15 protein-coding genes, 2 tRNA genes and 1 other RNA gene are annotated in these 24,422 nt (G+C 51.6%); 9 read left to right on the top strand and 9 right to left on the bottom strand.

The genetic code is table 11. The features are described 5' to 3' along the window. Positions 1-69: 69 nt before the first annotated feature. Complete coding sequence (locus QGT73_RS08365; RefSeq protein ID WP_280122157.1) at positions 70-825, bottom strand: DNA alkylation repair protein; 756 nt, start codon at positions 823-825, stop codon at positions 70-72. A gap of 96 nt (positions 826-921) precedes the next feature. On the opposite strand from QGT73_RS08365, the gene rnpB reads away from it, so the two are divergent. Further along, an RNA gene (rnpB, locus tag QGT73_RS08360) (RNase P RNA component class A) lies at positions 922-1,380 on the top strand. Positions 1,381-1,588: 208 nt separating this feature from the next. After that, a tRNA-Gln gene (locus tag QGT73_RS08355) sits at positions 1,589-1,659 on the top strand. A gap of 248 nt (positions 1,660-1,907) precedes the next feature. Here the strand turns inward: QGT73_RS08355 and QGT73_RS08350 are convergent. The 4 genes from QGT73_RS08350 to QGT73_RS08335 form a co-directional block, all read right to left on the bottom strand. Further along, on the bottom strand, positions 1,908-2,486 hold the full coding sequence (locus QGT73_RS08350) for a superoxide dismutase (RefSeq protein ID WP_280122156.1): 579 nt from the start codon (positions 2,484-2,486) through the stop codon (positions 1,908-1,910). A 148-nt stretch (positions 2,487-2,634) separates the two neighbouring features. Then, positions 2,635-2,708 (bottom strand) — tRNA-Cys (locus QGT73_RS08345). A gap of 101 nt (positions 2,709-2,809) precedes the next feature. Further along, complete coding sequence (locus QGT73_RS08340; RefSeq protein WP_280122155.1) at positions 2,810-3,520, bottom strand: hypothetical protein; 711 nt, start codon at positions 3,518-3,520, stop codon at positions 2,810-2,812. 15 nt (positions 3,521-3,535) lie between these two features. Then, the gene (locus tag QGT73_RS08335) at positions 3,536-4,444 is read right to left on the bottom strand and encodes a helix-turn-helix domain-containing protein (RefSeq protein ID WP_280122154.1); all 909 of its coding nucleotides are present in this window, start codon (positions 4,442-4,444) and stop codon (positions 3,536-3,538) included. 173 nt (positions 4,445-4,617) lie between these two features. Between QGT73_RS08335 and QGT73_RS08330 the strand changes: the two genes are divergently transcribed. Further along, on the top strand, positions 4,618-5,418 hold the full coding sequence (locus QGT73_RS08330) for a carboxymuconolactone decarboxylase family protein (RefSeq protein WP_280122153.1): 801 nt from the start codon (positions 4,618-4,620) through the stop codon (positions 5,416-5,418). A gap of 116 nt (positions 5,419-5,534) precedes the next feature. Here the strand turns inward: QGT73_RS08330 and QGT73_RS08325 are convergent, their stop codons facing one another. From QGT73_RS08325 to QGT73_RS08310, 4 genes are all read right to left on the bottom strand, one after another. Next, positions 5,535-7,724: a glutamine synthetase III family protein gene (locus tag QGT73_RS08325; protein ID WP_280122152.1), complete on the bottom strand. Its 2,190-nt coding sequence runs from the start codon at positions 7,722-7,724 to the stop codon at positions 5,535-5,537. A gap of 54 nt (positions 7,725-7,778) precedes the next feature. Beyond that, positions 7,779-9,002, bottom strand: coding sequence for an LL-diaminopimelate aminotransferase (locus QGT73_RS08320; RefSeq protein ID WP_280122151.1), 1,224 nt, complete (start codon positions 9,000-9,002; stop codon positions 7,779-7,781). A 70-nt stretch (positions 9,003-9,072) separates the two neighbouring features. Continuing rightward, on the bottom strand, positions 9,073-9,936 hold the full coding sequence (gene dapF / locus QGT73_RS08315) for a diaminopimelate epimerase (protein ID WP_280122150.1): 864 nt from the start codon (positions 9,934-9,936) through the stop codon (positions 9,073-9,075). A 121-nt stretch (positions 9,937-10,057) separates the two neighbouring features. Beyond that, positions 10,058-10,492 (bottom strand): DUF4293 domain-containing protein, encoded by a 435-nt coding sequence (locus QGT73_RS08310; RefSeq protein WP_280122149.1) that lies wholly within the window; start codon positions 10,490-10,492, stop codon positions 10,058-10,060. 275 nt (positions 10,493-10,767) lie between these two features. Here QGT73_RS08310 and uvrB point away from each other — a divergent pair, with 275 nt between their 5' ends. The 6 genes from uvrB (at position 10,768) to QGT73_RS08280 (ending at position 24,091) form a co-directional block, all read left to right on the top strand. Beyond that, positions 10,768-12,864: an excinuclease ABC subunit UvrB gene (gene uvrB / locus QGT73_RS08305; RefSeq protein ID WP_280122148.1), complete on the top strand. Its 2,097-nt coding sequence runs from the start codon at positions 10,768-10,770 to the stop codon at positions 12,862-12,864. Next, a complete protein-coding gene (locus QGT73_RS08300; RefSeq protein WP_280122147.1) occupies positions 12,861-14,783 on the top strand; it encodes a YgiQ family radical SAM protein in 1,923 nt (640 codons plus the stop codon). Before uvrB ends, QGT73_RS08300 begins: the two co-directional genes overlap by 4 nt. Before the next feature lie 49 nt (positions 14,784-14,832). Continuing rightward, positions 14,833-17,193: a C10 family peptidase gene (locus tag QGT73_RS08295; protein WP_280122146.1), complete on the top strand. Its 2,361-nt coding sequence runs from the start codon at positions 14,833-14,835 to the stop codon at positions 17,191-17,193. Between the two features lie 220 nt (positions 17,194-17,413). Beyond that, positions 17,414-20,176: a TonB-dependent receptor gene (locus QGT73_RS08290; protein ID WP_280122145.1), complete on the top strand. Its 2,763-nt coding sequence runs from the start codon at positions 17,414-17,416 to the stop codon at positions 20,174-20,176. A gap of 24 nt (positions 20,177-20,200) precedes the next feature. Then, positions 20,201-22,189, top strand: coding sequence for a choice-of-anchor J domain-containing protein (locus tag QGT73_RS08285; RefSeq protein ID WP_280122144.1), 1,989 nt, complete (start codon positions 20,201-20,203; stop codon positions 22,187-22,189). A gap of 477 nt (positions 22,190-22,666) precedes the next feature. Beyond that, positions 22,667-24,091 (top strand): alanine/glycine:cation symporter family protein, encoded by a 1,425-nt coding sequence (locus tag QGT73_RS08280; RefSeq protein WP_280122143.1) that lies wholly within the window; start codon positions 22,667-22,669, stop codon positions 24,089-24,091. The last annotated feature ends 331 nt before the right edge of the window (positions 24,092-24,422 follow it).

Genomic DNA, 24,422 nt, shown 5'->3' with positions numbered 1-24,422 from the left:
AGCCCCTATGAATAAAAAACTTTTGTTTCTTTTGAGACTTTTGTCCTTATGTATTCCCCGCAATTTCGATTATTTTTTCATCCAGGCAGCGCGTTCGGCGGCATCCATCTTTTCGATGGCATAGCGTAGGGCTGTGCGAGGCATTGCCGAGTGGTGTGTTTCAAGAAATGACCGCAACACACCGATGTCTCGTTTACCGACCTCGCGCAGCATCCATCCGACGGCTTTGTGTATGAGGTCGTGGGGATGGGAGAGGAGACCGGTGGCTATCCTGATGGTCTCGTCATAACGGTCGGCGCGTATGAGAGACAGTGTGCTCACGATGGCTACGCGCTGCTCCCACAGGTTATCACTTTCGGCGAGCCGGTCGAGTATTTCGCTTGACGGCATCGAGCCGTCAGGGAGGGGGTAGAGGAGCCATGTGCCGAGGATATACTCACACGAGAGGTCGACGAGATCCCAGTTGTTGGCTCTGTGTGCGTGGCGGAGAAAGAAGTCTTTTATCTCCAGTCGTCGTTGGGCCCGTGCGGTGGCCGGCTCTCGTTTGCGAGGTGTGGCGGCCTTCATTTCCTCGACAAGCAGAAGCAGCCCGGCCAGTCGGGCCTCGTGCCATTGGCTGTCGAGGAGTAGGGCTATCTGGTCAAACGGCACGTCGAGCCGGGCCTCTTTGACCACGCTGCGGGTCTGAGGTACTTTAAGCCCGATAAACATGTCACCCTCGCCATATTGCCCCTTGCCGGTCTTGAAAAAACGCATGAGCACAGCGCGCTGGGTCTCGTCGGCCATGCTCTGCAGAGTGTCTATGATGTCATTGGCATATGTCATGTAAAATGGTCTTTGAAGTGTGATTATGTGTGAGATTATGCAAAAGTATGGAAATTTTTGCGAAGAATTGAAATTATATTTGTACTTTTGTAACTGGTAGCAGGACGGTCGTGTCGCTTGCCGAGTGTGCCCTCGGGCACTGAGCGGCAAGAGGAAAGTCCGGGCAACACAGAGCACCATACTCTTTAACTGGGAGCTGTCGGTGACGGCAGAGTAACGTGACAGAGAATGACTGCCCCTCGCCCCCTGCGGGTAGAGGTGGTGATGGTGAAAAGGTGGGGTAAGAGCCCACCGGATGTCGTGGCGACACGGCATGCCGCACGTCTTATGGGTTGCAAGGCCATGTATACCGGCACGCGGACAGCACTCCACCCGCTGGAGTCGCCGCAATGGGTTGCTCGCCCATCGCCGGGGGGTAGGCTGCTCGAGCGTCGAAGCTAAGCGAGACGCCAATTAGATAAATGACTGCGACCGCCGCGGTAACCTGTCAGTCAAACATACGCCTGACGAGAAGTCCCGCGACGACATAACCCGGCTTATAGTCCTGCTACCTTTTTTTATTTTTTCAGCCGATTGATGACTATCGAAAAAGATTTGTGAGGTAAAATCGGCCTAAGATTGGTTTAAAACTCGCAAAAATAAAGTTTTTTGAAAATTTTCTTCCGAAAAACTTGCACAGTTCTGAGAAACTGCCTACCTTTGCAACGTCAAAAACGAAATGGTCATAGCGATGACCGCCGGAGTTGATGACAAACTGAAAAATTGCCTTGTGGTGTAATGGTAGCACGTCGGATTCTGGTTCCGCCTGTGAGAGTTCGAATCTTTCCAAGGCAACACGCAAAAAGAGCTTGAGATTATTCTCAGGCTCTTTTTGCTGTGTGTATCGCCTTTGTGTGTAGTCTCTAATCGGGCTCCAGGATCTTGGGCGATGCGGATGCAAAAAAAGAGAGGGTGTCTCACGACAGCCTCTCTCTCCATTCATCACATTATGCTTATATTGCTTGTCTTTTTTTGCTGTTATTCTTTATATATAGTCCTCGTATCCCACATGTGAAACAATGGGAGAGGGGATGAGTTTTGCTTTAGATATATCGGCTTGCAACGATGTCCCAGTCGACAATCTTCCAAAGTTCTTTTAAGGCATCGGCGCGACGGTTGCGGTAGTCGATGTAATAGGCATGCTCCCACACGTCGAATGTGAGTAGCGGGATGAGGCCCTGTGTCATTGGATTTTCGGCATTAGAGCCCTTGGTGATAAAGAGCTTGCCGTCTTTGTCCTTTGATAGCCATACCCAACCGGAGCCGAAAAGTGACACTCCGGCGTCGACAAATTCTTTCTTGAAGTTTTCGACTGATCCAAATTGTTCCTCAATGGCTTTTCTTAAGTGTCCTTCCGGTTCATGATTGCCGTCGGGAGAGAAGGTGAAGAAATAGAATATATGATTCCAGGCCTGGGACGCGTTGTTGAAAAGCGGACCAGAGGCTGAGCGGATAATATCTTCAAGCTCCATGTCCTCATACTCGGTGTCTTTGATGAGGCGGTTGAGATTGTCAATATAGGCTCGTTCGTGTTTGCCGTAGTGATATTCAATCGTCTCACGCGAGATGGAGGGCGCGAGGGCGTCGGATGCGTAGGGGAGTTCGGGAAGTTCGTAAACCATCTTTGTAAAGTGTTTAGAGATTACTGATTTTATCCTTAAAACACTGATAGGGCTCGTAAGGTTTACGACTGAAATGTTAAGCTGCGGTTTCAGAGTGTTAAAAAAGTATCAGAGCGACTTGACTGAATCAAATCGCTCTGATGTTACCTGGAGGTTCCTAGCAGAATCGAACTGCTGTAAACGGTTTTGCAGACCGGTGCCTAACCACTCGGCCAAGGAACCAGGCTTTTTGGTTTTGCTCTGCAAAGGTATGACTATTTTTTGACATACGCAATAGCTAAAGCGAAATTTTTTGTAAAAACGGTTCTCTTTTTGGTCAGACATCACCATGAGATGTCCTGAATCTGTCGGAGCCCGGTATACATCCTGGAGACATCTTCATAGTCGATGAACGATACTCTATCTTTTATCGCATTGAATATGGAGGCATTTATTTTATCATTATACTCTGTCTCACGCTCGGATGATGCGACTATAAAGAATCCGGCAAAAAAGTCTTGTAGCTCGTAAAACTTTGACAAAGAGTTTTTAATATCGGTGGTATGTTCTACTTCATAAAAATGTGAAGGCATCATACGTTCATTAAACCATATGACGTCGATTGTCTTGGCTTTACGCATGATGGCCTCGTGGATAAATTGCGGCAAAATGATCGAGTCGGCCACTTCTTCGAGTCTTCGGTCAAGAAACAGGCGGTTTTTGTCCTGTGCGGGTATATAAGTGGATCTGCCTATCTCGGCCAACAGGCCTTGATAGTAGCCGTGATTAAATTGCTCTTCGCTTTTTTTATTGCCTAATTTTAGATTAAATTTTTTAAGGACATCCTCGCGGCTTTCCTCAAGAGCCCATAGTCCGGGCTGGATTTTGAAGATGGCATTGCTGTTTTGGACTATGCGGTTGACCGAACTGTGGGGTGTCTTGGTTTTCCATGAGGAAAAATCCATTGTCTGATACAATTGTCGGAGCGTGGCATAACCACCCCGGTTTCTGAGGGCTTGGATTACTTGTGATTCCTGAGTCGGTTGTTTTTTCATGCCGGAAGGGCGGGATTAGGAGAGGTGTAGTGATGTGCGGTATTGGGTAGGTGTCTGGCCGGTGAGGCGTTTGAACATGCGCGAGAAGTGGGCGGGATAGTCAAAGCCGAGGTCATAGGCTATGACGCTGACGTCGTCGTTGCCTGTGGCGAGACGGTGTTTGGCTATTGATATGAGGTGGAGTGTGATCAGGTCTTTGGGGGTGGAGCCTGTCTCTTTGCGTATGAGGTCACCGAAGTAGCCGGCCGAAAGGTTGAGGCGCGAGGCGAAATAAGCTACGCTCGGGATGCCTCCGCAATGGGTATCGTAGTAGGACTTCAGTTCGTGCTCAAACCGTGTCACTATCTCTGAGTTGACTTTGTGGCGTGTGATGAACTGGCGGTCGTAGAACCGGTGGAGATATTCAAGCAATACCTGGATATTGACCGACAGCAGTGCGGCTGAGTGATGGTCGACCGGATGCTCTGATTCCTCTTTGATTTTGGCGAGACAGTCGAGAAATTTTGTTTTCTCGTCATCAGACAGGTGCAGTGCCTCCATGTTGGAGTAGTCAAAGAAGCTGAACGATGACATTTTGCCGGCCAGCGGAGTGCCGTATATAAGGTCGGGATGAAATATCAGACCTATGACATCAGGGGCGGCAGTGACTTCGTTGTCGTCCATGTCGATGTCGATTATCTGGCCGGGTGAGAAGCTGACAACGGTGCCTTCCTGGTAGTCATATTGTCGGCGTCCGTATTTGATGGAGCATTGAACGCCGTTTTTTAGGAACAATGCGTATACGCCATAGTTGATTCTGACGTGGTTGACGATGCTTTTGGCTTGTTTGAGATCGACCACCGATACGAGGGGATGGGTGGTGGGCAGCCCATAAAGTTTGTTATAGGCGTCTATGCTGTCGAGGTTTACTATATTGCTTTGCATGTCGCAAAGTTATGTGTTATTTTTTAATTTTTGATGATTATATACAATTTTGGTATGCAACACCGTAAAAATGGATAAAATGATGTGGATTTACATATGTAACTTTGCAAAAAAAATAATTATTAACCATGATGCGCTCATCTCTCATAATAATTTTATTGACCACTACATTTATGGCAAATTCACAGAATCCCACACGGCTTACGTCTGCCCCGACAGAGATACGTCAGACAGCCGGCCGAACTCAGCTCGGCGAGTTTGCTCCGAAGTTTGCGGAGCTTAACGATGACATACTTTTCGGCGAGGTGTGGAGCCGCACCGACAAACTGTCGCTTCGCGACCGCAGTGTCGTGACCGTTACGGCTCTGGTGAGCAGCGGTATTATAGACGCGTCTCTCAAGCATCATCTTCAGATGGCCAAGGATAACGGGGTGACACGCACGGAGATAGCCGAGATACTCACACAGGTGGCTTTTTATGCCGGCTGGCCCAAGGCGTGGGGTGCTTTTCGTCTGGCTACCGAGGTGTGGAACGAGGCGTCGGATGCTGCCGACGCCCGTCAGCGTTTTGAGCGTGAGATGATATTTCCTGTGGGAGAGCCTAATGATGCTTATGCCCGGTATTTTATCGGCCGGAGCTATCTCGCGCCGGTATCGTCGGAACAGCTAAATATCGCCAATGTTATATTCGAGCCGGGATGTCGCAATAACTGGCATATACATCATGCCTCGACGGGCGGAGGCCAGTTGCTGATATGTGTGGCCGGTGAAGGCTGGTATCAGGAGTGGGGCAAGCCGGCTCGCCGTCTGCGGCCGGGTGATGTGGTCAATATCCCGGCCAATGTCAAGCATTGGCACGGTGCGGCCGCCGACAGTTGGTTTGCCCATCTCGCTATGGCTGTGCTGGGCGAAGAGTCTTCGACCGAATGGCTTGAGCCTGTGACCGATGAGGCGTATGCCGAACTGGAGAAGTGAAACATCCTCTAAAACGTCAGTAATACTATAATAAACACACGTATGGATTGAGAATCGAGGGGCCCCGACATCGCGTCGGGACCCCTCGTGGTTATTCATATGTATATTATGTGCTATTAGCGTATGAAGAGCAGCTCGCGGTATTTGGGGAGCGGCCACATCTCGTTGTCGACGAGAAGCTCGAGTTTGTCGATGTGATAGCGGATAATCTCGAGGCAGGGAGCGACGTTGAGTGAGTAGGCGAGGGCCTTGTCGCGCTCGTTGTCGATCTTGTTGGCAGCCTTGCGGGCGTTGACCATCTTGGCAACCTCCTCTTTGATTACGGAGCAGTGGCCCATGATTTTCTCTACGGTGACGGCATCCTGCGATGAGAGTTCCACTCCCTTGTTGCCCGAGAAGAGTTCGCGTATCTTCACCATGTTGTCAAGCAGTATGGAGAGGTAGCGTGTGGCCACGGGGATGATGTGGTTGATGGCGAGATCGCCGAGCACACGGGCTTCGATCTGAATCTTCTTGGTGTACATCTCCCATTTTACCTCGTTGCGGGCTTCGAGCTCGACGTGGTTCATGACACCTGTCTTGCGGAACATCTCGACCGACGAAGGCTTGAGATATGCGTCAAAGATGAGTGCGGGATTGGTCTCGCAGTCGAGCCCGCGGCGGGCGGCTTCTTCCTTCCATTCGTCGGAATATCCGTTGCCGTCAAAGTGGATAGGCTCCGAGTAGAGCAGCAGCGACTTGATTTCGGCCAGGAGGGCGTGTTCGAGTTCTTCGCCAGCCTCAAGGCGTGCGTCCACTTTGGTCTTGAAGTCGGCGAGCTGTTCGGCTACGGCGGCGTTGAGCGCGATCATGGCCGAAGCGCAGTTGGCACTTGAGCCTACGGCGCGGAACTCGAAACGGTTGCCGGTGAAGGCGAAGGGTGACGTGCGGTTGCGGTCGGTGTTGTCAATCATCAGTTCGGGTATCTGGGCCACACCGAGATTGATTTCCTCCTTGCCTGCGAGAGCGATGAGCTCGTCCTTGTCGGAGTTCATGATCTTGTTGAGCACTTCGGCGAGCTGTGAGCCTGTGAAGATGGAGATGATTGCGGGGGGAGCCTCGTTGGCACCGAGTCGGTGACAGTTGGTGGCCGACATGATGGATGCTTTGAGCAGACCGTTGTGACGGTGTACGGCGGCCATTACGTTGGCCACAAAGGTGATAAACTGGAGGTTGGCCTTAGGGGTCTTGCCGGGTGCGAAGAGAAGCACGCCTGTGTCGGTGCCGAGGCTCCAGTTGTTGTGCTTGCCCGAACCGTTGATGCCGGCAAAGGGTTTCTCATGCAGGAGCACGCGGAAGTTGTGGCGGCGTGCCACCTCGTTCATGAGCGACATGAGGAGCATGTTGTGGTCGTTGGCCAGGTTGGTCTCCTCAAATATGGGTGCGAGCTCAAACTGGTTGGGTGCCACCTCATTGTGGCGAGTCTTGCAGGGTATGCCGAGTTTGTGGGCCTCGATTTCGAGGTCGAGCATGAAAGCCTCCACACGCTTGGGTATCGCACCGAAGTAGTGGTCCTCAAGCTGCTGGTTTTTGGCTGACTCGTGGCCCATGAGAGTGCGTCCGGTGAGCACGAGGTCGGGACGGGCCGCATAGAGAGCCTCGTCGACCAGGAAGTATTCCTGCTCCCATCCGAGGTTGGAGATCACATGCTTGACGTTGGGGTCGAAGTAGCGTGCTACGGCAGTGCCGGCCTTGTCGACGGCGGAGAGGGCGCGCAGCAGCGGGGTCTTGTAGTCAAGCGACTCGCCTGTGTAGGAGATGAATATTGTGGGGATACAGAGAGTGTTGTCGATGATAAAGGCGGGCGACGAGATGTCCCAGGCCGAGTAGCCGCGGGCCTCGAAAGTGTTACGTATGCCGCCGTTGGGGAAACTTGATGCATCGGGCTCCTGCTGAACGAGAAGTTTGCCTGAGAACTCCTCGACCATGCCGCCCTTGCCGTCATGTTCTACAAATCCGTCATGCTTCTCGGCAGTGGTCTCGGTGAGAGGCTGGAACCAGTGGGTATAGTGGCGTGCGCCATTGTCGATGGCCCACTGTTTCATACCCTCGGCCACGCTGTCGGCGATGCTTCGCGACAGGGGTTCCTTGTTGTCAATAGCGTTGATGAGCGCGTTGTAGGTCGAAAGCGGGAGATATTCAAACATCTTGGCACGGTTGAACACCTTGCTGGCATAGTAAGCCTGCGGACGCTCTTTGGGAATCTCTACTGCAACGGGTTTGCGGTTGGAGGCTTCCTCAACAACTTTGAATCTTAAACTTGACATAAAGACGAAAGTTTGGTTTATTAATGGAAATGTATGAATTTTTATAATATCAGATTATCTTGTCAGGCGCGACATGGCCTTGACTGTGTTTTCGAGCGTATTGAAAGCTGTGAGTCGCAGATAACCCTCGCCCGAGGGGCCGAATCCGCTGCCCGGGGTGCCGACTATGTGATAGCGGTCGAGCAGGAGATCGAAGAATTGCCATGAGGTCAGTCCGTCGGGTACTTTTATCCACACATAGGGCGAGTTTATGCCGCCCACACATTCATATCCGGCTTCGCAGAGACTCTTGCGCATCACTGCCGCATTGTTGAGATAATAGTCGATGGTCTCTTTGATCTGACGCTGGCCCTCCTCGCTGTAGAGGGCTTCGGCTCCGCGCTGTGTAAGGTAGCTTGCACCGTTAAATTTGGTGGTCTGACGTCTGCGCCACAGCGGATTGAGAGCAACCTCGTTGCCTTGGTCGTCGCGACCTTTCAGTTCCTTTGGCACTACGGTATAGCCCAGCCGTATGCCTGTGAATCCGGCTGTCTTGGAAAAGCTGCGAAACTCGATGGCCACTTCTCTCGCACCCTCAATCTCGTAGATGGAGTGGGGGACATCATCCTCGCGGATAAAGGCCTCGTAGGCTGCATCAAAGAGCAGCAGAGCTCCGTGTTCGCGGCAATAGTCGACCCATACTTTCAGTTGGCTGCGGGTGAGTGTGGTGCCGGTAGGATTGTTGGGATAACACAGATATATCACATCGGGATTGCCGGCGGGGAGAGCGGGGACGAAACCGTTTTTGGCCGTGCATGGCAGATATTCTATCGCGCTCCAGCGTCCGTCGGCTCCGAGTTGGCCGGCGCGTCCGGCCATCACGTTTGTGTCGATATATACGGGATATACCGGATCGGTGACAGCTACACGGTTGGCTGTCGAGAGTATGTCGCCGATATTGCCGGTGTCGCTTTTGGCACCGTCGCTGACGAAGACTTCATCCTCGGCCACTTCTATGCCGTGGCGTCGATAGTCATAATCCACTATCTTGCTGACGAGAAAATCGTAGCCTTGCTCGGGACCATAGCCGTGAAAAGTCTCACCGTGGGCTTCGTCGTCGACCGCGCGGTGGAGAGCGTCGACCACAGCCGGGCAGAGCGGGCGGGTGACGTCACCGATGCCCATGCGTATCACTTCAGCTTCGGGGTGAGCCTCCGTATAGACTCTGACCCTGCGTGCCACCTCGCTGAACAGATATGACGAGGGCAGTTTTGTGAAATTGTCGTTTACCTTAAACATCCTTTTCCTTAAATAAATATAGTTTAGTCCGCGGCAGATATGTAGACAGCCGTGGCGTTATCAACTTGTCTTATCCTCTGACGTAGTCACCCTCAAACACTTCGGTGGCGGGGCCGGTCATGAGCACGTGGCCGTTTTCAGCCCATTGTATGTGCAGGTCACCTCCGCGCAGACGCAGTGTGACATCATTGCCGGCCCGGCCGGTCAAGGCGGCGGCCACGGCTGTGGCGCATGCTCCTGTGCCGCAGGCAAGAGTCTCGCCCGTGCCGCGCTCCCACACTCTCATGCGTATGAGTTCCGGACCGAGCACCTGGGCAAACTCTATGTTGGCGCGGTCGGGCCACATTTCGTGACGCTCCATGTAGGGGCCGAGCTCATCAAAAGGCACATCCTCGATGGAGTCGACAAATATCACTCCGTGTGGATTGCCCATTGATACGGCAGTGACCTCGACAGTCCCATAAGGGGTGTCGACTTGTGTCTCAATCACTCTGTCGGTGTCTGCTATTACGGGGATGTCCTCTTTTTCGAGCGACGGGCATCCCATGTCGACTGTCACTGACTCCACTTCGTCACCCTTCATATTTAGAGATAAAGCCTTGACACCCGAAAGGGTCTCAAGGCTTATCTTATCATTGTGCGAAAGGTTATGGTCGTGTACATATTTAGCGATGCATCTGGAGGCGTTGCCACACATCCGGGCTTCAGACCCGTCGTTGTTGAACATCCTCATTCTGAAGTCGGCGACGTCGGAGGGGCATATGAGTACGATACCATCGCCTCCCACACCCGTGTGTCGGTCGCTCATTTCCCGGGCAAGCTCCGGTAGGCGTTCGGGCGTCGATTCCATACAGTCGATATATATGTAATCGTTGCCTATGCCGTGCATCTTGGTGAAATGTATCACCTCTCTATCTTTGGCACTGTTTGTCATTTTGTCCAATTGTTGCCGTAGTGAATAGATGTTTAGAACTTATTTTGCTGCAAAGTTAAACATTCTGACACAAACCGACAACAATATCACGGCTTTTTTCTAAAAAAAATGTTACGCGTCCTTATCTGAGGCGGTTGTAGGAGTTGAGTAGCTTGATGTCCTTCATGATGCCGCGAATGCCGAGTAGCTCAAAGAGTGCGGCGGCGGGCAGAAGGATGTCCCACACGCTGAAATGGGCATCCATGCCTTCGGCGCGTGCTTCCTTGAACAGAGTGAAGCATACGGTGGCTATCACAGCAAGTGTGATCATGAAGCTGATGACCAGCACTGTGCGCTGAAGAGGCATGTTGCGGAAGAGAAACATGTCGACAAGCAGCAGGATGATAACGGTGGCCACTGGTATCAGTATTCCATATTCGGCCATGGTGTAGAGCTGTTCGGCGGCCACGGGTGTCTGGCCGAGAGCCACTACCTCGCCATAGGGGACAACCATAAAGATGGCCATGGCTACGATGGCCAGAAAGATGTAGACAGTCTGAATACGTTGTATCTGCATAACTTTACTATAATTAATTAAGGTGTAAAATATGTTTACGTGACTTAGAGTATGTAAAAGTAGTAAAAATTTAACAATTCCCGGTCCTAAAAAGTTATGCTGTACGGCAACTTTCGTTTAATGCGGTGACAGTCAGCGATTATGTCAGGCCGGGATAATTACATTACGAAAGTTATGTGAAAACTGTGTAAAACAGTGTCAAAAAGAATGCTGTCGTAGGAATTGTCACGAAAAATTCTTACCTTTGTATGTTTACGCAACGCGCATTATAGAATATGCAATTTCAACTGACTTCGCAATATCAGCCTACCGGTGATCAGCCGCAGGCCATAGAGCAGCTTGTCAGCGGCATCAAGGCCGGTGACAAAGCTCAGACACTGCTTGGCGTGACCGGTTCGGGCAAGACCTTCACTATGGCCAATGTCATAGCGCAGGTCAACAAGCCCACGCTCATATTAAGCCACAACAAGACGCTCGCCGCGCAGCTCTATGGTGAGTTCAAGAGCTTCTTTCCGAACAATTCGGTGCAGTATTTCGTGTCATATTACGATTATTATCAGCCCGAGGCCTACATACCGACGGTTGACAAGTATATCGAGAAAGACCTCATGATCAACGACGAGATTGAGAAGCTGCGTCTCTCCACCGTGTCGGCACTGCTGTCGGGGCGGCAGGATGTGGTAGTGGTCTCGTCGGTGTCGTGTCTTTACGGCATGGGCAATCCCGAGGACTTTGACAGCAATGTGATAAAAATCAAGACCGGCCAAAAGATAGCGCGCAATAAGTTTCTGCGCACGCTCAACAATGCTCTGTATTCGCGCAACGAGATAGAACTGTCGCGCGGCACATTCAGGGTGAAGGGTGACACGGTCGACATACGTCTGGCTTACGAGGAAATCATAGTGCGCGTCACGTTCTGGGGCGACGAGATAGAGTCGATCAAGACACTTCATCCGGCCGACAACACTTCGCTCGGCAGCCATGACGTGTTTCAGATATATCCAGCCAATCTGTTTGTCACTTCGCCCGAGCGCATGGGTTCGGCCATAGGACAGATAGAGCTTGATCTTGGCGAGCAATACAATCAGTTTATGCGCGAGGCCAAGGAGATGGAGGCCAAACGTCTGCTCGAACGTGTGACCTACGACGTGGAGATGTTGCGCGAGCTGGGCCACTGTTCCGGCATCGAGAACTATTCGCGTTATTTCGACGGGCGTCAGCCCGGCATGCGACCATTCTGTCTTCTCGACTATTTCCCCAAGGACTTCCTGACCATCATTGACGAGAGTCACGTCACGCTGCCCCAGTGCAGGGCCATGTATGGCGGAGACCTTTCGCGAAAACTCAACCTTGTGGAGTATGGTTTCCGTCTGCCGGCCGCGCTTGACAACAGGCCGTTGAGATTTGAGGAATTTGAACGTCTCACTCCCCAGGTGCTCTATGTGAGTGCCACGCCGGCCGACTATGAGCTGGAGAAATGTGAGGGTGTGGTTGTGGAGCAGATAATACGCCCGACCGGACTGCTCGACCCCTTGATAGAAGTCCGTCCGTCGCTCAATCAGATAGACAATCTGCTGGAAGAGATTCATATACGCATAGAGCGTGACGAGCGTGTGCTTGTCACCACTCTGACCAAGCGCATGGCCGAGGAGCTCAATGACTATCTGCAGCGTCTGCGCATAAAGACAGCCTATATACACAGCGATGTCGACACGCTCGACCGCATCAAGATACTCGACGGCCTCAGAAGCGGGGAGTTTGACGTGCTTATCGGTGTCAATCTGCTCCGAGAGGGTCTTGACCTGCCCGAAGTGTCGCTTGTGGCCATACTCGATGCCGACAAGGAAGGTTTCCTGCGTTCCCACCGTTCGCTGACCCAGACAGTTGGCCGTGCCGCCCGTAATCTTAACGGCACAGTGATAATGTATGCCGACAAGATTACCGACTCCATGCAGCAGACTATCGACGAGACCACACGCCGGCGCGCGATGCAGCTCGCCTATAACGAGGAGCACGGCATCACGCCTCAGGCCATTGTCAAGGCCCGCAACGCCATCATCGGTCTCGACACCGACGAACTGTTGCCGCAGGGCAAGCCTGGCACCAAGGCCGGTAAGGCCGCCAAGGGAGCCAAGCAGCTCAAGAATACACAGCCCATACTGTATGCCAACGAGTATACGGCCAAGGTCGACATTGCTGCCGACCCCGTGATGCCCTATCTGTCGGCCGAGGCTCTGGGCAAGCTCATCGACAAGCGACGCAAGGAGATGATGGAGGCCGCCAAACAAATGAACTTTATCGAGGCCGCACAGATGCGCGACGAAATCATCGCAATGGAAGACCGCCTCGCCAAAATGACTACCGAAGAATGACACATCGCCCCGAAGCATATCTGCCTACATCAGTTAAGGAAATGAAAGCCCTGGGATGGGACACGGTCGACGTTGTTCTCTTCTCAGGCGACGCCTATGTCGATCATCCGTCATTTGGGGCCGCGGTCATAGGCCGCACACTCCAGGCCGCAGGCTACAGAGTGGCCATAGTGCCGCAGCCCAACTGGCAGGATGATCTGCGCGACTTCCGCAAGTTTGGCGCGCCAAGGCTCTTTTTCGGAGTCTCGGCCGGAGCCATGGACTCGATGGTCAACCACTACACCGCTGCACGCCGCCGTCGCAGCGACGACGCCTACACCCCGGGTGCGCGTCACGGAGCACGGCCCGACTATCCGACCATCGTGTACAGCGGCATACTCCGCGACCTCTTTCCCGACACTCCGATAATAGCCGGAGGCATCGAGGCCTCGATGCGCAGGCTGTCACACTATGATTATTGGCAGGACCGTCTGCGTCCGTCGCTGTTGCTCGACTGCAAAGCCGACCTCATATCCTACGGCATGGGTGAGAAAGGCATAGTGGAGATTGCCCGTATTCTTGACTCCGGCGGCCGCATCGCCGACATCACCGATCTGCCTCAGACGGTGATACGCTCCGTTGCCGCTCCGGAGGGAGTGGAGTGTGAGGAGGGCAGGATATATGTCGGAGCGTCCGACATAGTGCTCCACAGCTATGAGCGGTGTCTCAAAGACAAGCGGGCCCAGGCTGAGAACTTCAAGCATATCGAGCAGCAGAGTAATTCGATGCACGGCAAGACTCTGTGGCAACGTCACGGCCGGCAATGGATAAAGGTCAATCCCATGTATCCGCCAATGACCACCGCCGAAATCGACGCATCGTTTGACCTTCCCTACACACGCACGCCCCATCCGCGCTACAAAGGCAAGCGCATACCGGCTTATGAGATGATACGCCATTCGGTCAACATACACCGCGGCTGTTTCGGCGGCTGTTCATTCTGCACCATATCGGCCCATCAGGGCAAATTTATCGCATCGCGCAGCAAGGAGTCGATACTCCGCGAGGTGCGGAGTGTCACGCAGATGGACGATTTCAAGGGGTATCTAAGTGACGTAGGAGCTCCGAGCGCGAATATGTACCGCATGGGAGGCAAAGACCTCGCCATCTGCGGCAAGTGTCTCAAGCCGTCGTGTCTGCACCCATCGGTATGTCCCAATCTCAACACCGACCACCGTCCGCTACTTGATCTCTATCACGCTATCGATGCTGTGCCGGGAGTTAAGAAGTCGTTTGTTGGCAGCGGTGTACGTTACGATCTGTCGATGCACCACACCGGTGATGAAAAGATTGACCGCGCCAACCGTCAGTATAACGAGGAACTGATAACTTCTCACGTCTCGGGCCGTCTCAAGGTGGCTCCCGAGCATACTTCGGACGTCGTGCTTGACCTTATGCGCAAGCCGTCGTTTAGGCTTTATCATGAGTTTTCGCGTTTTTTTGACCGTGTAAATTCCGCCCATGACCTGAAACAGCAGCTCATACCTTACTTCATCTCCTCCCATCCCGGATGTCATGAGACCGACATGGCCGAACTTGCCGCCGAGACCAAGAGTCTCAACCTTCATCTTGAGCAGGTGCAGGACTTCACTCCAACCCCCATGACCCTATCCACGGAGATATATTACACCGGTTTTCATCCCTATACGCTCAAGCCGGTGTTTACAGCCACATCGCCCGACGAGAAGAAGGCACAGCGCAAATATTTCTTCTGGTATGATCCGGCCTATCGGGCCGACATCACAGCCTCGCTCCACAGGCTGCACCGCAGTGACCTGCTGGCCAGGCTTTTTCCCCGACAGGTATCCTATCCTGTAAGACAGGGCCGCCCGTCACCATCGCGTGAAGTACGCAATAGGCCAAAGCCTAAAAGGCATTGAACCTAATAATGTTAAGACTTGTTATAATTGCACATTCAACTCCTTATTTATGAGAAAAATCTTGTTTTGTTCGCTGGCCACGCTTGCGACGCTCAGCGTCCAGGCGCGCCAGCTTACTCCCGCCGAAGCTCTGACTCGTGCCATCGGCGGTGAGGCTGTGTCGTACACCTCCCCCTCGCGCGGTGGTGACATCATCACACTCGCTTACACATGTAAAGACGCTTCGACTGGCAACAACGGGCTTTATGTATTCAACCGTGCGGCCGGTGACGGTTTTCTTGTTGTCAGTGCCGACGATGTCGTGCAGCCGCTCCTTGGCTATGCCGATGTCGGAGAGTTTGAGACCTCCGACATGCCCGACAACCTGCGGGCATGGCTTGAAGAGTATACCGCCCAGATAGCCTGGGCCTCGACCATGACGGCCACCCCTTCGCGCGCTGCCGGAGAGCGACGTCCCTCGCGAGCGTCCATCAAGCCCATGTGTGTCACAATGTGGAATCAGAACTCACCCTACAACGACCTGTGCCCGCTCTATCAGGGCGATCGCTGCGTCACCGGCTGTGTGGCGACAGCCATGGCGCAGATATTGAAATATCACAACTATCCCGTACACGGCACAGGCTCGCACAGCTACACTACGGATTCACTCAAACTGTCGGCGGGGTTTGACTTCGCCAATACTGTGTTTGAGTGGAGCAAGATGCTTCCGTCATATACCGATGATGCCAAAGCAGATGAAAAGACCGCAGTGGCTACACTAATGTATGCCGCAGGTGTGTCGGTCGACATGGATTACAGGCCTGATGAGAGCGGAGCATCGTCGTTTTCCGTCGGTAACGCCCTTATCAACTATTTCAACTATGATAAAGGAGTTTCCTATCGTGACCGCAACTGGTATGGCATGTATGAGTGGGAAGACCTCGTGTATGAAAGTCTCTCGACCTGTGGCCCCGTATTGCTCGGAGGCGACAGCGGCAGCGGAGGCCATGAGTTTGTGTGTGACGGATATGATAAGGACGGATATTTTCACATCAACTGGGGTTGGGGTGGCATGAGTAACGGCTACTTCCTGCTCACGGCACTCGATCCGGGTCAGCAGGGAATAGGCGGAAGTGCCGGTGGATACAACTTCAGTCAGGATGCTATTATCGGCATCCGCAAGCCTGTGGCCGGATCGAAATATGTAGAGATAATGGCTGTAATCAATGATCTCAACGGATCGGGAGGCAATGCGAGTGTCACCGTAGCCGGTGGTTTCGTCAATCGGTCTTTCGACACATTCTCTGAGGGGTGGGGTCTCGGACTTGAAATCAACGGGGCTTATTACCAGTCTTCGAGCCGCTTTGGGGCTTTGCCACCGAGCTATTATGTGCCGGAATACACAGTACCGCTCTCCGGACTTCCGGCCGGGACATACAAGGCTTATCCGGCATTTAAGACGGCCACAGGAGGTGTGCAGCGTGTCAAGACCGGCATATCTTCGACCGGCTGGCTCAATCTCACCGTCAGTGCGTCGGGAGTAGTGACCGTGTCGCAGCCTCAGGCTCCATCAATCGACATCACTGACCTTAAACTCGAGACTCCGATGAGCCCGGGCAATCTTTACCGCATCTCGGCTACGGCTGTCAACAATGGCAGTCAGGAGTATGTCAATACTATTTATCCGATACTTGTAAGCGGCAGCGGCGAGGTGCTTGAACTGACAAAATATGCCATTGATGTCCCGGCTGGTGAAAGTTCGTCCATCATAATCCAGGCTACATTGCCCACAGGTGTCACCCTCGGCAGCTATACACTCTATCTCGCAGAAGTTTCGGGTGAAAGCGCGGAGCCGATCAGTGCCGGTATTCCTGTCACCGTGGAGCAGTATGTGGCTCCGGCGTTGAGTGTAAGCTCGTTTACCATTGATGATGCCGGTGCGGTCGATGCCGAAAATATCACCGTTCACGCAACAGTCTCCAATCCGGGCGGATATTTCTACGGACAGTTGAGGGCCGTGATATTTCCCTATGTGGCCAATCAGACTGTTACGAGTGTAGGCGCAATCACCTCGCCAACCATCGAGATTCCGGCCAATGCCTCGGCTCAGGAAATTACTTTCTCCGGCGCATTCCAGGCCGGGGAGGTAGGTAAAGAATACTTTATGGTGCTCTATAACGGCAACACACCGATATGTGAACAGCAGCCGCTGTTTACCATCGGCACTCTGACAGGTATTGAAGGTGTGGGTTGCGACAGCGACATCTCTTGGGTAGAGATCTACAATGCCTCAGGTGTAAGAGTCGCCGCCGGCACTGACATCTCATCGGCCGAGTCGCTCTCATCGTCAACTCTGCCGGCCGGCATATATATTATGGTGTATGTCCACACCGACGGCCACCGTACTTCTCAGAAATTCATCAAACGATAAGAGACGATACAAACGATAAGAAAGACAAAAGAAACATAAGTTTTCAATATCCCGGAAACTTATGTTTCTTTTGTCTTTCTTATCGTTTGTATCTCCTCATATTGTTAAAATTTTAACGTTCGTCGCGAGTGTCGCATCATATCTCGTAAAAATTCATTACTTTTGTCAAAAATTTAAGAACCAGAAATAATTCTATTAACCCACAAACCAGTCATCAATCATGATTAAGAGACACCTCCTGACAGCGGGAGCCGTATGGCTCAACTGCATGGTGGCGTTTGCCGCCGCTGAAGATGTCAAGTGTAGTGGCGTGCTGGTCAACGAAGAGGGCGAGCCTATCATCGGCGCGACCATCTCGATACCAGGCACCAAAATCGTAGCTACGACCGACATTGATGGTAACTTTACCATCACCGCACCCGCAGGCAAAAAGGTACACATCAATTATATCGGCTATAAGCCGGTAGATCTCGATGTCGCTGCCAACCTCGGCCAGATAGCACTCGACTTAGAGTCTCAGATGCTTCAGGACGTAGTAGTGACCCAGTCGGTAGCCCGTACACGCCGTACACCGGTAGCTGTATCAGCTATTGATGCCGCAATCCTTGAGACAAAGCTCGGCAACCAGGAACTTCCTGAAGTACTCAAGACCACTCCCGGAGTATGGGCCACAAAAGATGGCGGCGGCTTCGGTGATGCAAAAATCAATATCCGCGGCTTTAAGTCAAACAATACTGCCACGATGATCAATGGTGTCCCTGTCAACGATATGGAGTGGGGCGGTATCTATTGGTCAAACTGGGCCGGTCTCGGCGACGTGACCGCTTCGATGCAGGTGCAGCGCGGCCTTGGTGCGTCAATCATGTCGACACCTTCGCTTGGTGGTACAATCAATATGGTAACCAAGGGTCTTGACGCCAAGAAGGGCGGCACGGCATGGTATGGTCTCGGCAACGACAACTCCATGAACTATGGTATCAGCTTCTCGACCGGTCTCATGAAGAACGGCTGGGCTGTGACATTCCTCGGCTCGCACAAGACCGGTGACGGATACATTCAGGGCACAAGCTATGACTCGTTCAACTACTTCCTCAACGTGTCAAAGCGTATCAACGAGAAAAACCAGATTTCACTTACCGTCACAGGTGCTCCTCAGGACCACTACAAACGTAGCAATCAGGATGGTCTTACCATCGAAGGTTGGCAGCAGGTGGCCAATTACATGCCCCGTGGTCAGGCTTATCGTTATAACCCGACATTCGGTTACGGCCTCAATGGTGAAAGAAAGGCTTCGCAGTTCAATCATTATAATAAGCCCGTGGCTATGCTCAACCACATATGGCAGATTGACCAGAAATCATCACTCTCAACTGTTGTCTATGCATCAGTAGGTTCCGGATATGGCTCTGGCGGCCAGGGTGCGACTTCGACATATAAGAACTATTGGTATGGTTCAAGCAATGGCAATCTTAACTGGAATAGTGCGACTGTTGATGGTGTGACTTATGAGTTCCGTCACAAGAACGGTCTCTTTGCCTACGATCAGATTCAGCTCATGAACCAGGCCAGCACTACCGGTTCGCTCATGGTAATGTCAAACTCCATCAACAACCACCAGTGGTATGGAGCCATAAGCAACTATAAGCGTGAGATTACTGACAATCTCAATATTACAGCCGGTATCGACATCCGTTACTATCGTGGCGAGCACCGCAATGAAATCTCTGACCTCTATAACGGTGAGTATTTTATTGATATGTATCGTTCGGCAAACAACAACTACCGCACATTTGCCTCCGAAGCAGACAAACTCGCTTATCAGCGTCAGAAACTCGGTGTTGGCGATGTGGTTTATCGCGACTGGAACAGCCGCATCTGGCAAGAGGGTGTGTATGCCCAGGCCGAATATCAGCTTTTGGACAAGAAACTCACACTTGTGCTCTCCGGCTCAGCCAACATGAACACATACAACCGTTATGAGAACTTCTACGTTGATGCCGATCAGAGCAAGTCGCCCACAAAGTCATTCTTTGCCGGAACAATCAAGGGCGGTGCCAACTACAACATAGACCGATACAACAATGTGTTTATCAACGGCGGTTACATTACACGTGCACCCTATCTTCAGAACGGTGTGTTTGTAGCTCCTGTCAACTCCAATGCTGTAAATCCTGATCCGCGCAACGAGAAGGTAGAGGCTATTGAGTTGGGCTATGAGTTCCATTCTCCCAAGTTTACCGCTCAGGTCAACGCCTATTATACCATGTGGAAGGACAGGACTCTTGTCTCGACCAGTACACTCGAATATGACGGAGAGCGTTACTCTACAACCATGAATGGTGTTGACTCACGTTACATGGGTGTTGAGTTAAACTTCAAATACATCCCCACACGCTGGATGGAGGTAGACGGTATGTTGACCGTGGCTGACAATACATGGCAGAACGCTCCGGTTGGCTACTATTACAACAGCCAGGGTCAGGCTCTCGCAAGCCTCGGTGACCGTGACACTCCCTGGACCACAACCACTCCGCTCTCGCCCGACCATCTCTATGCTCAGATTGATCAGAAGGGTATCAAGGTAGGCGGCTCGGCTCAGCTCACAGGTTCTTTGGGCGTACAGTTCAAGCCTTTCAAGGGCTTCCGCATTGGCGGTGACTGGACATGCAACGCTAATAACTACAGCGACTTCGCGCTTAATGACCGCAATTACTTCTCTCTTGAACCCGGTCAGACCCTTAAGATTTCCGAGCCCTGGAAGATCCCGTTCGGCAATCAGCTCGACCTTAATGCAAGCTATAACTTCCCCATTACTGACGGAGTGCGCTGCACATTCTCGGCCAATGTATATAATGTGTTCAACAACTATTATATAATGGATGCCTTTACCAGCGACTCACAGGTGGGCACATGGGAGAATGCATTCCGCGTATTTTACAGCTATGGCCGTACCTTCAATGTCCGCGCCAAATTCTATTTCTAATCAAGCATCCCACTCATTTTTATTATGAACAAAAATATTCTTTATGCCTTCATGGCCGGAGCTACCGCCTTTGGTCTGGCAGGCTGTAACGAAAATAGCTGGAACAACCATTTTCTCGATGGTTTTGAAGAGGGAGTGGACTATACTGACAGCCCTAAAGGCTCGTATACATTGACAGCCGACGATTATTCGGCTATCGCCAAACTTCTGCAGAAACAGGCTTCGACCGATGCTGAAAAGGCTGCTGCGAAAGCTATCGGTGACAACGCTTATTTCAATAAGACAAGTGTATATCCGGCGTCGGTAGCAGTGTTGCCGTTTCTCAACACATCCTCATTTCCTTACTATCTCGGCGATGACGGCACTACTGTCGACGTGATATTCAACGAGGCCTCTTCAGTGCCCGCCGAACTCACAGCTCTTGCAGGTGCCAAGCCCTATACTGTCACCACTGACGACTATAAGGCAGTGTGGGAAAGCAATGAGGATTTCATCAAGGGATTCGCTCCCGTGAAGCCGGCTTCCGCCTCACTTCCCGGTCTCCTTGCCGAAGCTCTTCCCGAAGCGGTCGAGGGCAACTATGCAGTTGTGACTTATCAGGAGGCTTCTACCAATCCCATATTCAACACAGTTGATGAAGGTCCCAAGGTATATTTAGAAGAGACTTTTGCCGAAGGTATCGGTGACTTTACCATTGAAAACGTCAAGCTTCCCGGAACTTCCACCTATGTATGGAAACATGACACATACAACGGTGACTCGTATATGAAGGCAAGCGGATTTGTAAAAGGTTGTTTTGATTCAGAAGGATGGCTTATCTCACCGGAGGTAACTCTTTCAGCAAAAGCCAATGCCGTACTCGTATTCGAGCAGGCATGGAAGAACTTCAAGACTCTTGAGAATGCCAAGCAGGAAGCTACTGTTAAAGTGCGCGAGAAAGGCGGACAATGGCAGCTCCTTACACCTCAGTCTACACCCGAGAATACAAACTACAACTTCTATCCCTCAGGTGATATCGACCTTTCAGCTTATAATGGCAAGACTATCCAGATCGGTTTCTGCTATGTAAGTACTACTGAAAGTGCCGGAACCTGGGAGGTAAAGAATGTCAAAATCCAGGAGGCCAGTGCAGCCTCACGCAGCCGTGCACTTGCTGCTGAAGTTCCTACTGAGGGCAAGAATGCCGTTTACTACTTCAACGGTAGCAAGTGGGCTGTTGCCGACGGTGTGGTTGCTCTCAATCCCGCCGACTATACAGCCATGGGTGCAAGCAACAACAATCTGTCAGATCCTGAACTCTACCTCCCCTCTTTCCTGAAGATCAAGCTGCCTTACGCTCAGGCCGGAGATCAGGAATTTGTGGTTTATAACGGCACTACCGCAAATCTCTACGTATATGACGGTTCGGCCTGGACTCTCAACGAAAATGGTCTCGAGACTGTGACCGGTCGCTTTGAGAAAAAGAATGGTGAATGGCGATTTGTTAAATATATCGGCAAGGCCATTTTCGATCTCTTTGAGGAGCAGGAAATCATGCTTGAACGCAGTTATATTATCGTCACTGACGGCTTCTGCGCTCTTCCCATCAAGAAGGGTTCGACTTTTGGCTATCCTGAGGTGACCAAAGTGTCATCCAGCGGTACTCAGATAGTTGCTCCATCTGATGCAAATGCCTTCCTGTTTACTGCTACCTATGAGAGCAATGGCAAGGTTATCAATGCTCCCGAGGGTAAATTCCTGATGCTTGACTCCAACGGCCGCTACCTGTTCATGGGTGGTTCTACCCGTCAGAATATCAATGTGTCAAATGCTCCTGTCATTAATGATGATGTCATTGACGAGACTTATCTCTGGACTGCGACACCCAACGGTGACGGTTCTTGGTCGGTGACCAATCATTCCGATGACCTGGTGCGCACATGGATGTATTCTCCCGATCATACAAGCTACGGAGTATATCGCGAATTTACCTCCGGCCGAGTATATCCCTCGCTCTACATTCTTGCCGAGTAATGACATGACGGACGGCGGGGCTGATGCCTGTCAGCCGTTCTGATACAGCAGTGAGACGAATGTCTCGAATCATATAAAGACCTGTATAATCAATGCAGACAATGGTGCTGCAAGGTTATACAGGTCTTTTTTCAGAGATACTTTTCAGAGATACAAAAGTTACAGAAGGACAGAAGAAACATAAGTTTTTTAAGATTTCGCAAGACAGGATTTAGACTGAAAAAAGATTAAACTTTACTCCCGGACTCCTGCCTTTTAATTTTCTTCTGAAAAACTTATGTTTCTTCTGTCCTTCTGAAACTTTTGTATCTCCTGATTATTGCCCGAACATGTCACAATCAAGAATTGTTGTAGTGAAAGGATAACATTTTATAAATCCTTCCGTTAATTAATCAGATAAACTCATTATTTAACCTGAGCCGTGCCATAGGACGATTGAGTCCTGTGAGATAGGCTTGTGGAAAAAAATTTCACGTTATGACTATTCAGGAAGCTGTAGGTTATGTGAGCGGGATACTTACCGATTATGTCATGGTGAGTGTGCTGCTGGTTGCCGCGTTGTTTTTCACGTATATCACGCGCGGCGTGCAGTTCAGAATGGCCGGCGAGATGCTGCGACTGCTCATGATTTCGGGGCGTCGCGACAACGACACCCGCAAGGACGACTCGCCCGCCAACGGCACCATCAGCTCCTTTCAGGCGTTTGCATTGTCGATAGCCTCACGCGTCGGCACAGGCAATATGGCCGGCGTGGCCACAGCGATAGCTCTCGGCGGCCCGGGAGCGGTGTTCTGGATGTGGGTCATAGCACTGCTTGGAGCATCGAGCGCGTTTGTCGAGTCGACACTCGCGCAGCTTTTCAAGGTCAAGGGCGACAAGTCATTTATGGGCGGTCCCGCCTATTATATCCAGAAAGGCTTGCACAAACGCTGGTGGGCCGTGACATTTGCCGTGCTCATAACGCTCACGTTTGGTTTCGCCTTCAATTCCGTGCAGTCCAACACCATTTCAGACGCTTTCAACGCCTGTTTCGGTTTCCCGCGCGGATGGATGGCCGCGTTGCTTGCAGCTATGACCCTTGTGATCATATGGGGCGGAGTGCAGAGAGTGTCGCGGTTTAGCGAACTCGTGGTCCCCGTCATGGCCATAGCCTATATATTGCTGGCTCTTGTCATTGTGGTGATGAATATAGGCCGCATACCCGAGATATTCGGTCTGATAGTCAGCAACGCATTCGGCTTTGATTCGGCCATGGGCGGCACTGTCGGCGCGGCTATGGTGATGGGCGTCAAGCGAGGACTTTTCAGCAACGAGGCCGGCGAAGGTTCCACGCCCAACGCGGCAGCCACCGCCTCGGTGACCCATCCCGTGAAGCAGGGACTGATACAGGCTCTTGGCGTGTATACCGACACACTCATCGTGTGTAGTGCCACAGCTTTCATCATCTTGTGCAGCGGAGTGTACACCGAGGGGCATGACGGGATTGTGCTGACCCAACAGGCTATTGATACCGAGCTTGGCGGCGGCCATCGTTACGGGTCGATATTTGTGTGCGTGGCCATATTTTTCTTTGCCTTTACGAGTATAATCGCCAACTATTATTATGGCGAGACCAATATACGCTTCATCCGCAATGACGACCGTCTGGTCAATCTTTACCGTCTGCTTGTTGGTGCTATAGTCTATATAGGTGCCATAACGTCGCTCGACATTGTGTGGGGGTTTGCCGACATCACCATGGCACTTATGACGCTGTGTAACCTTGCGGCAATCTTTGCCCTCGGACGTTATGCCGTGATACTGCTCCGTGACTACACTGCCCAGCGCGCCGCCGGCCGTAATCCGGTCTACACTGCCGACACTATCCCCGAAATCTCCTCCGAGACAGATTGCTGGAAATAAAGAGATACAAGAGATACAAAAGTTTCATAAGGACAGAAGAAACATAAGTTTTTCAGGGCGTGTAATAATATCAAAAGACAGAAGTACAGGAGCGATTTGATAAATCATTACTCATGTATTCCTGTCTTATATTTTTGTTATGAATTGAAAAACTTATGTTTCTTCGGCTCAAGCCGAAATTCCGGTGCATGTAATTTTCAGAAAATTGTTAAATTTGCGGTATGAAAACATCGGAAGCATTCTGGATGTTCTTGCCCCAGGGGCTGGACGAACTGTTTGAGATGGTGCGCTTCGAACGTACAGAACAGGCATATGACATATGGCTTGATGA

It is taken from the genome of Duncaniella muricolitica, assembly GCF_910574735.1.
Classification (GTDB): Bacteria; Bacteroidota; Bacteroidia; order Bacteroidales; family Muribaculaceae; genus Duncaniella; species Duncaniella muricolitica.
The sequence above is the reverse complement of the archived record's forward strand: the minus strand, read 5'-3'. Positions and strand labels throughout refer to the sequence as shown.

Bases quoted from the DNA above. Each gene is read 5' to 3' on its own strand.
- QGT73_RS08285 (WP_280122144.1), top strand. From the start codon at position 20,201: ATGAACAAAAATATTCTTTATGCCTTCATGGCCGGAGCTACCGCCTTT.
- uvrB (WP_280122148.1), top strand. From the start codon at position 10,768: ATGCAATTTCAACTGACTTCGCAATATCAGCCTACCGGTGATCAGCCG.
- QGT73_RS08340 (WP_280122155.1), bottom strand. From the start codon at position 3,520: ATGAAAAAACAACCGACTCAGGAATCACAAGTAATCCAAGCCCTCAGA.
- QGT73_RS08325 (WP_280122152.1), bottom strand. From the start codon at position 7,724: ATGTCAAGTTTAAGATTCAAAGTTGTTGAGGAAGCCTCCAACCGCAAA.
- QGT73_RS08330 (WP_280122153.1), top strand. From the start codon at position 4,618: ATGGCAAATTCACAGAATCCCACACGGCTTACGTCTGCCCCGACAGAG.
- QGT73_RS08320 (WP_280122151.1), bottom strand. From the start codon at position 9,002: ATGTTTAAGGTAAACGACAATTTCACAAAACTGCCCTCGTCATATCTG.
- dapF (WP_280122150.1), bottom strand. From the start codon at position 9,936: ATGACAAACAGTGCCAAAGATAGAGAGGTGATACATTTCACCAAGATG.
- QGT73_RS08335 (WP_280122154.1), bottom strand. From the start codon at position 4,444: ATGCAAAGCAATATAGTAAACCTCGACAGCATAGACGCCTATAACAAA.
- QGT73_RS08365 (WP_280122157.1), bottom strand. From the start codon at position 825: ATGACATATGCCAATGACATCATAGACACTCTGCAGAGCATGGCCGAC.
- QGT73_RS08300 (WP_280122147.1), top strand. From the start codon at position 12,861: ATGACACATCGCCCCGAAGCATATCTGCCTACATCAGTTAAGGAAATG.
- QGT73_RS08350 (WP_280122156.1), bottom strand. From the start codon at position 2,486: ATGGTTTACGAACTTCCCGAACTCCCCTACGCATCCGACGCCCTCGCG.
- QGT73_RS08280 (WP_280122143.1), top strand. From the start codon at position 22,667: ATGACTATTCAGGAAGCTGTAGGTTATGTGAGCGGGATACTTACCGAT.
- QGT73_RS08295 (WP_280122146.1), top strand. From the start codon at position 14,833: ATGAGAAAAATCTTGTTTTGTTCGCTGGCCACGCTTGCGACGCTCAGC.
- QGT73_RS08310 (WP_280122149.1), bottom strand. From the start codon at position 10,492: ATGCAGATACAACGTATTCAGACTGTCTACATCTTTCTGGCCATCGTA.
- QGT73_RS08290 (WP_280122145.1), top strand. From the start codon at position 17,414: ATGATTAAGAGACACCTCCTGACAGCGGGAGCCGTATGGCTCAACTGC.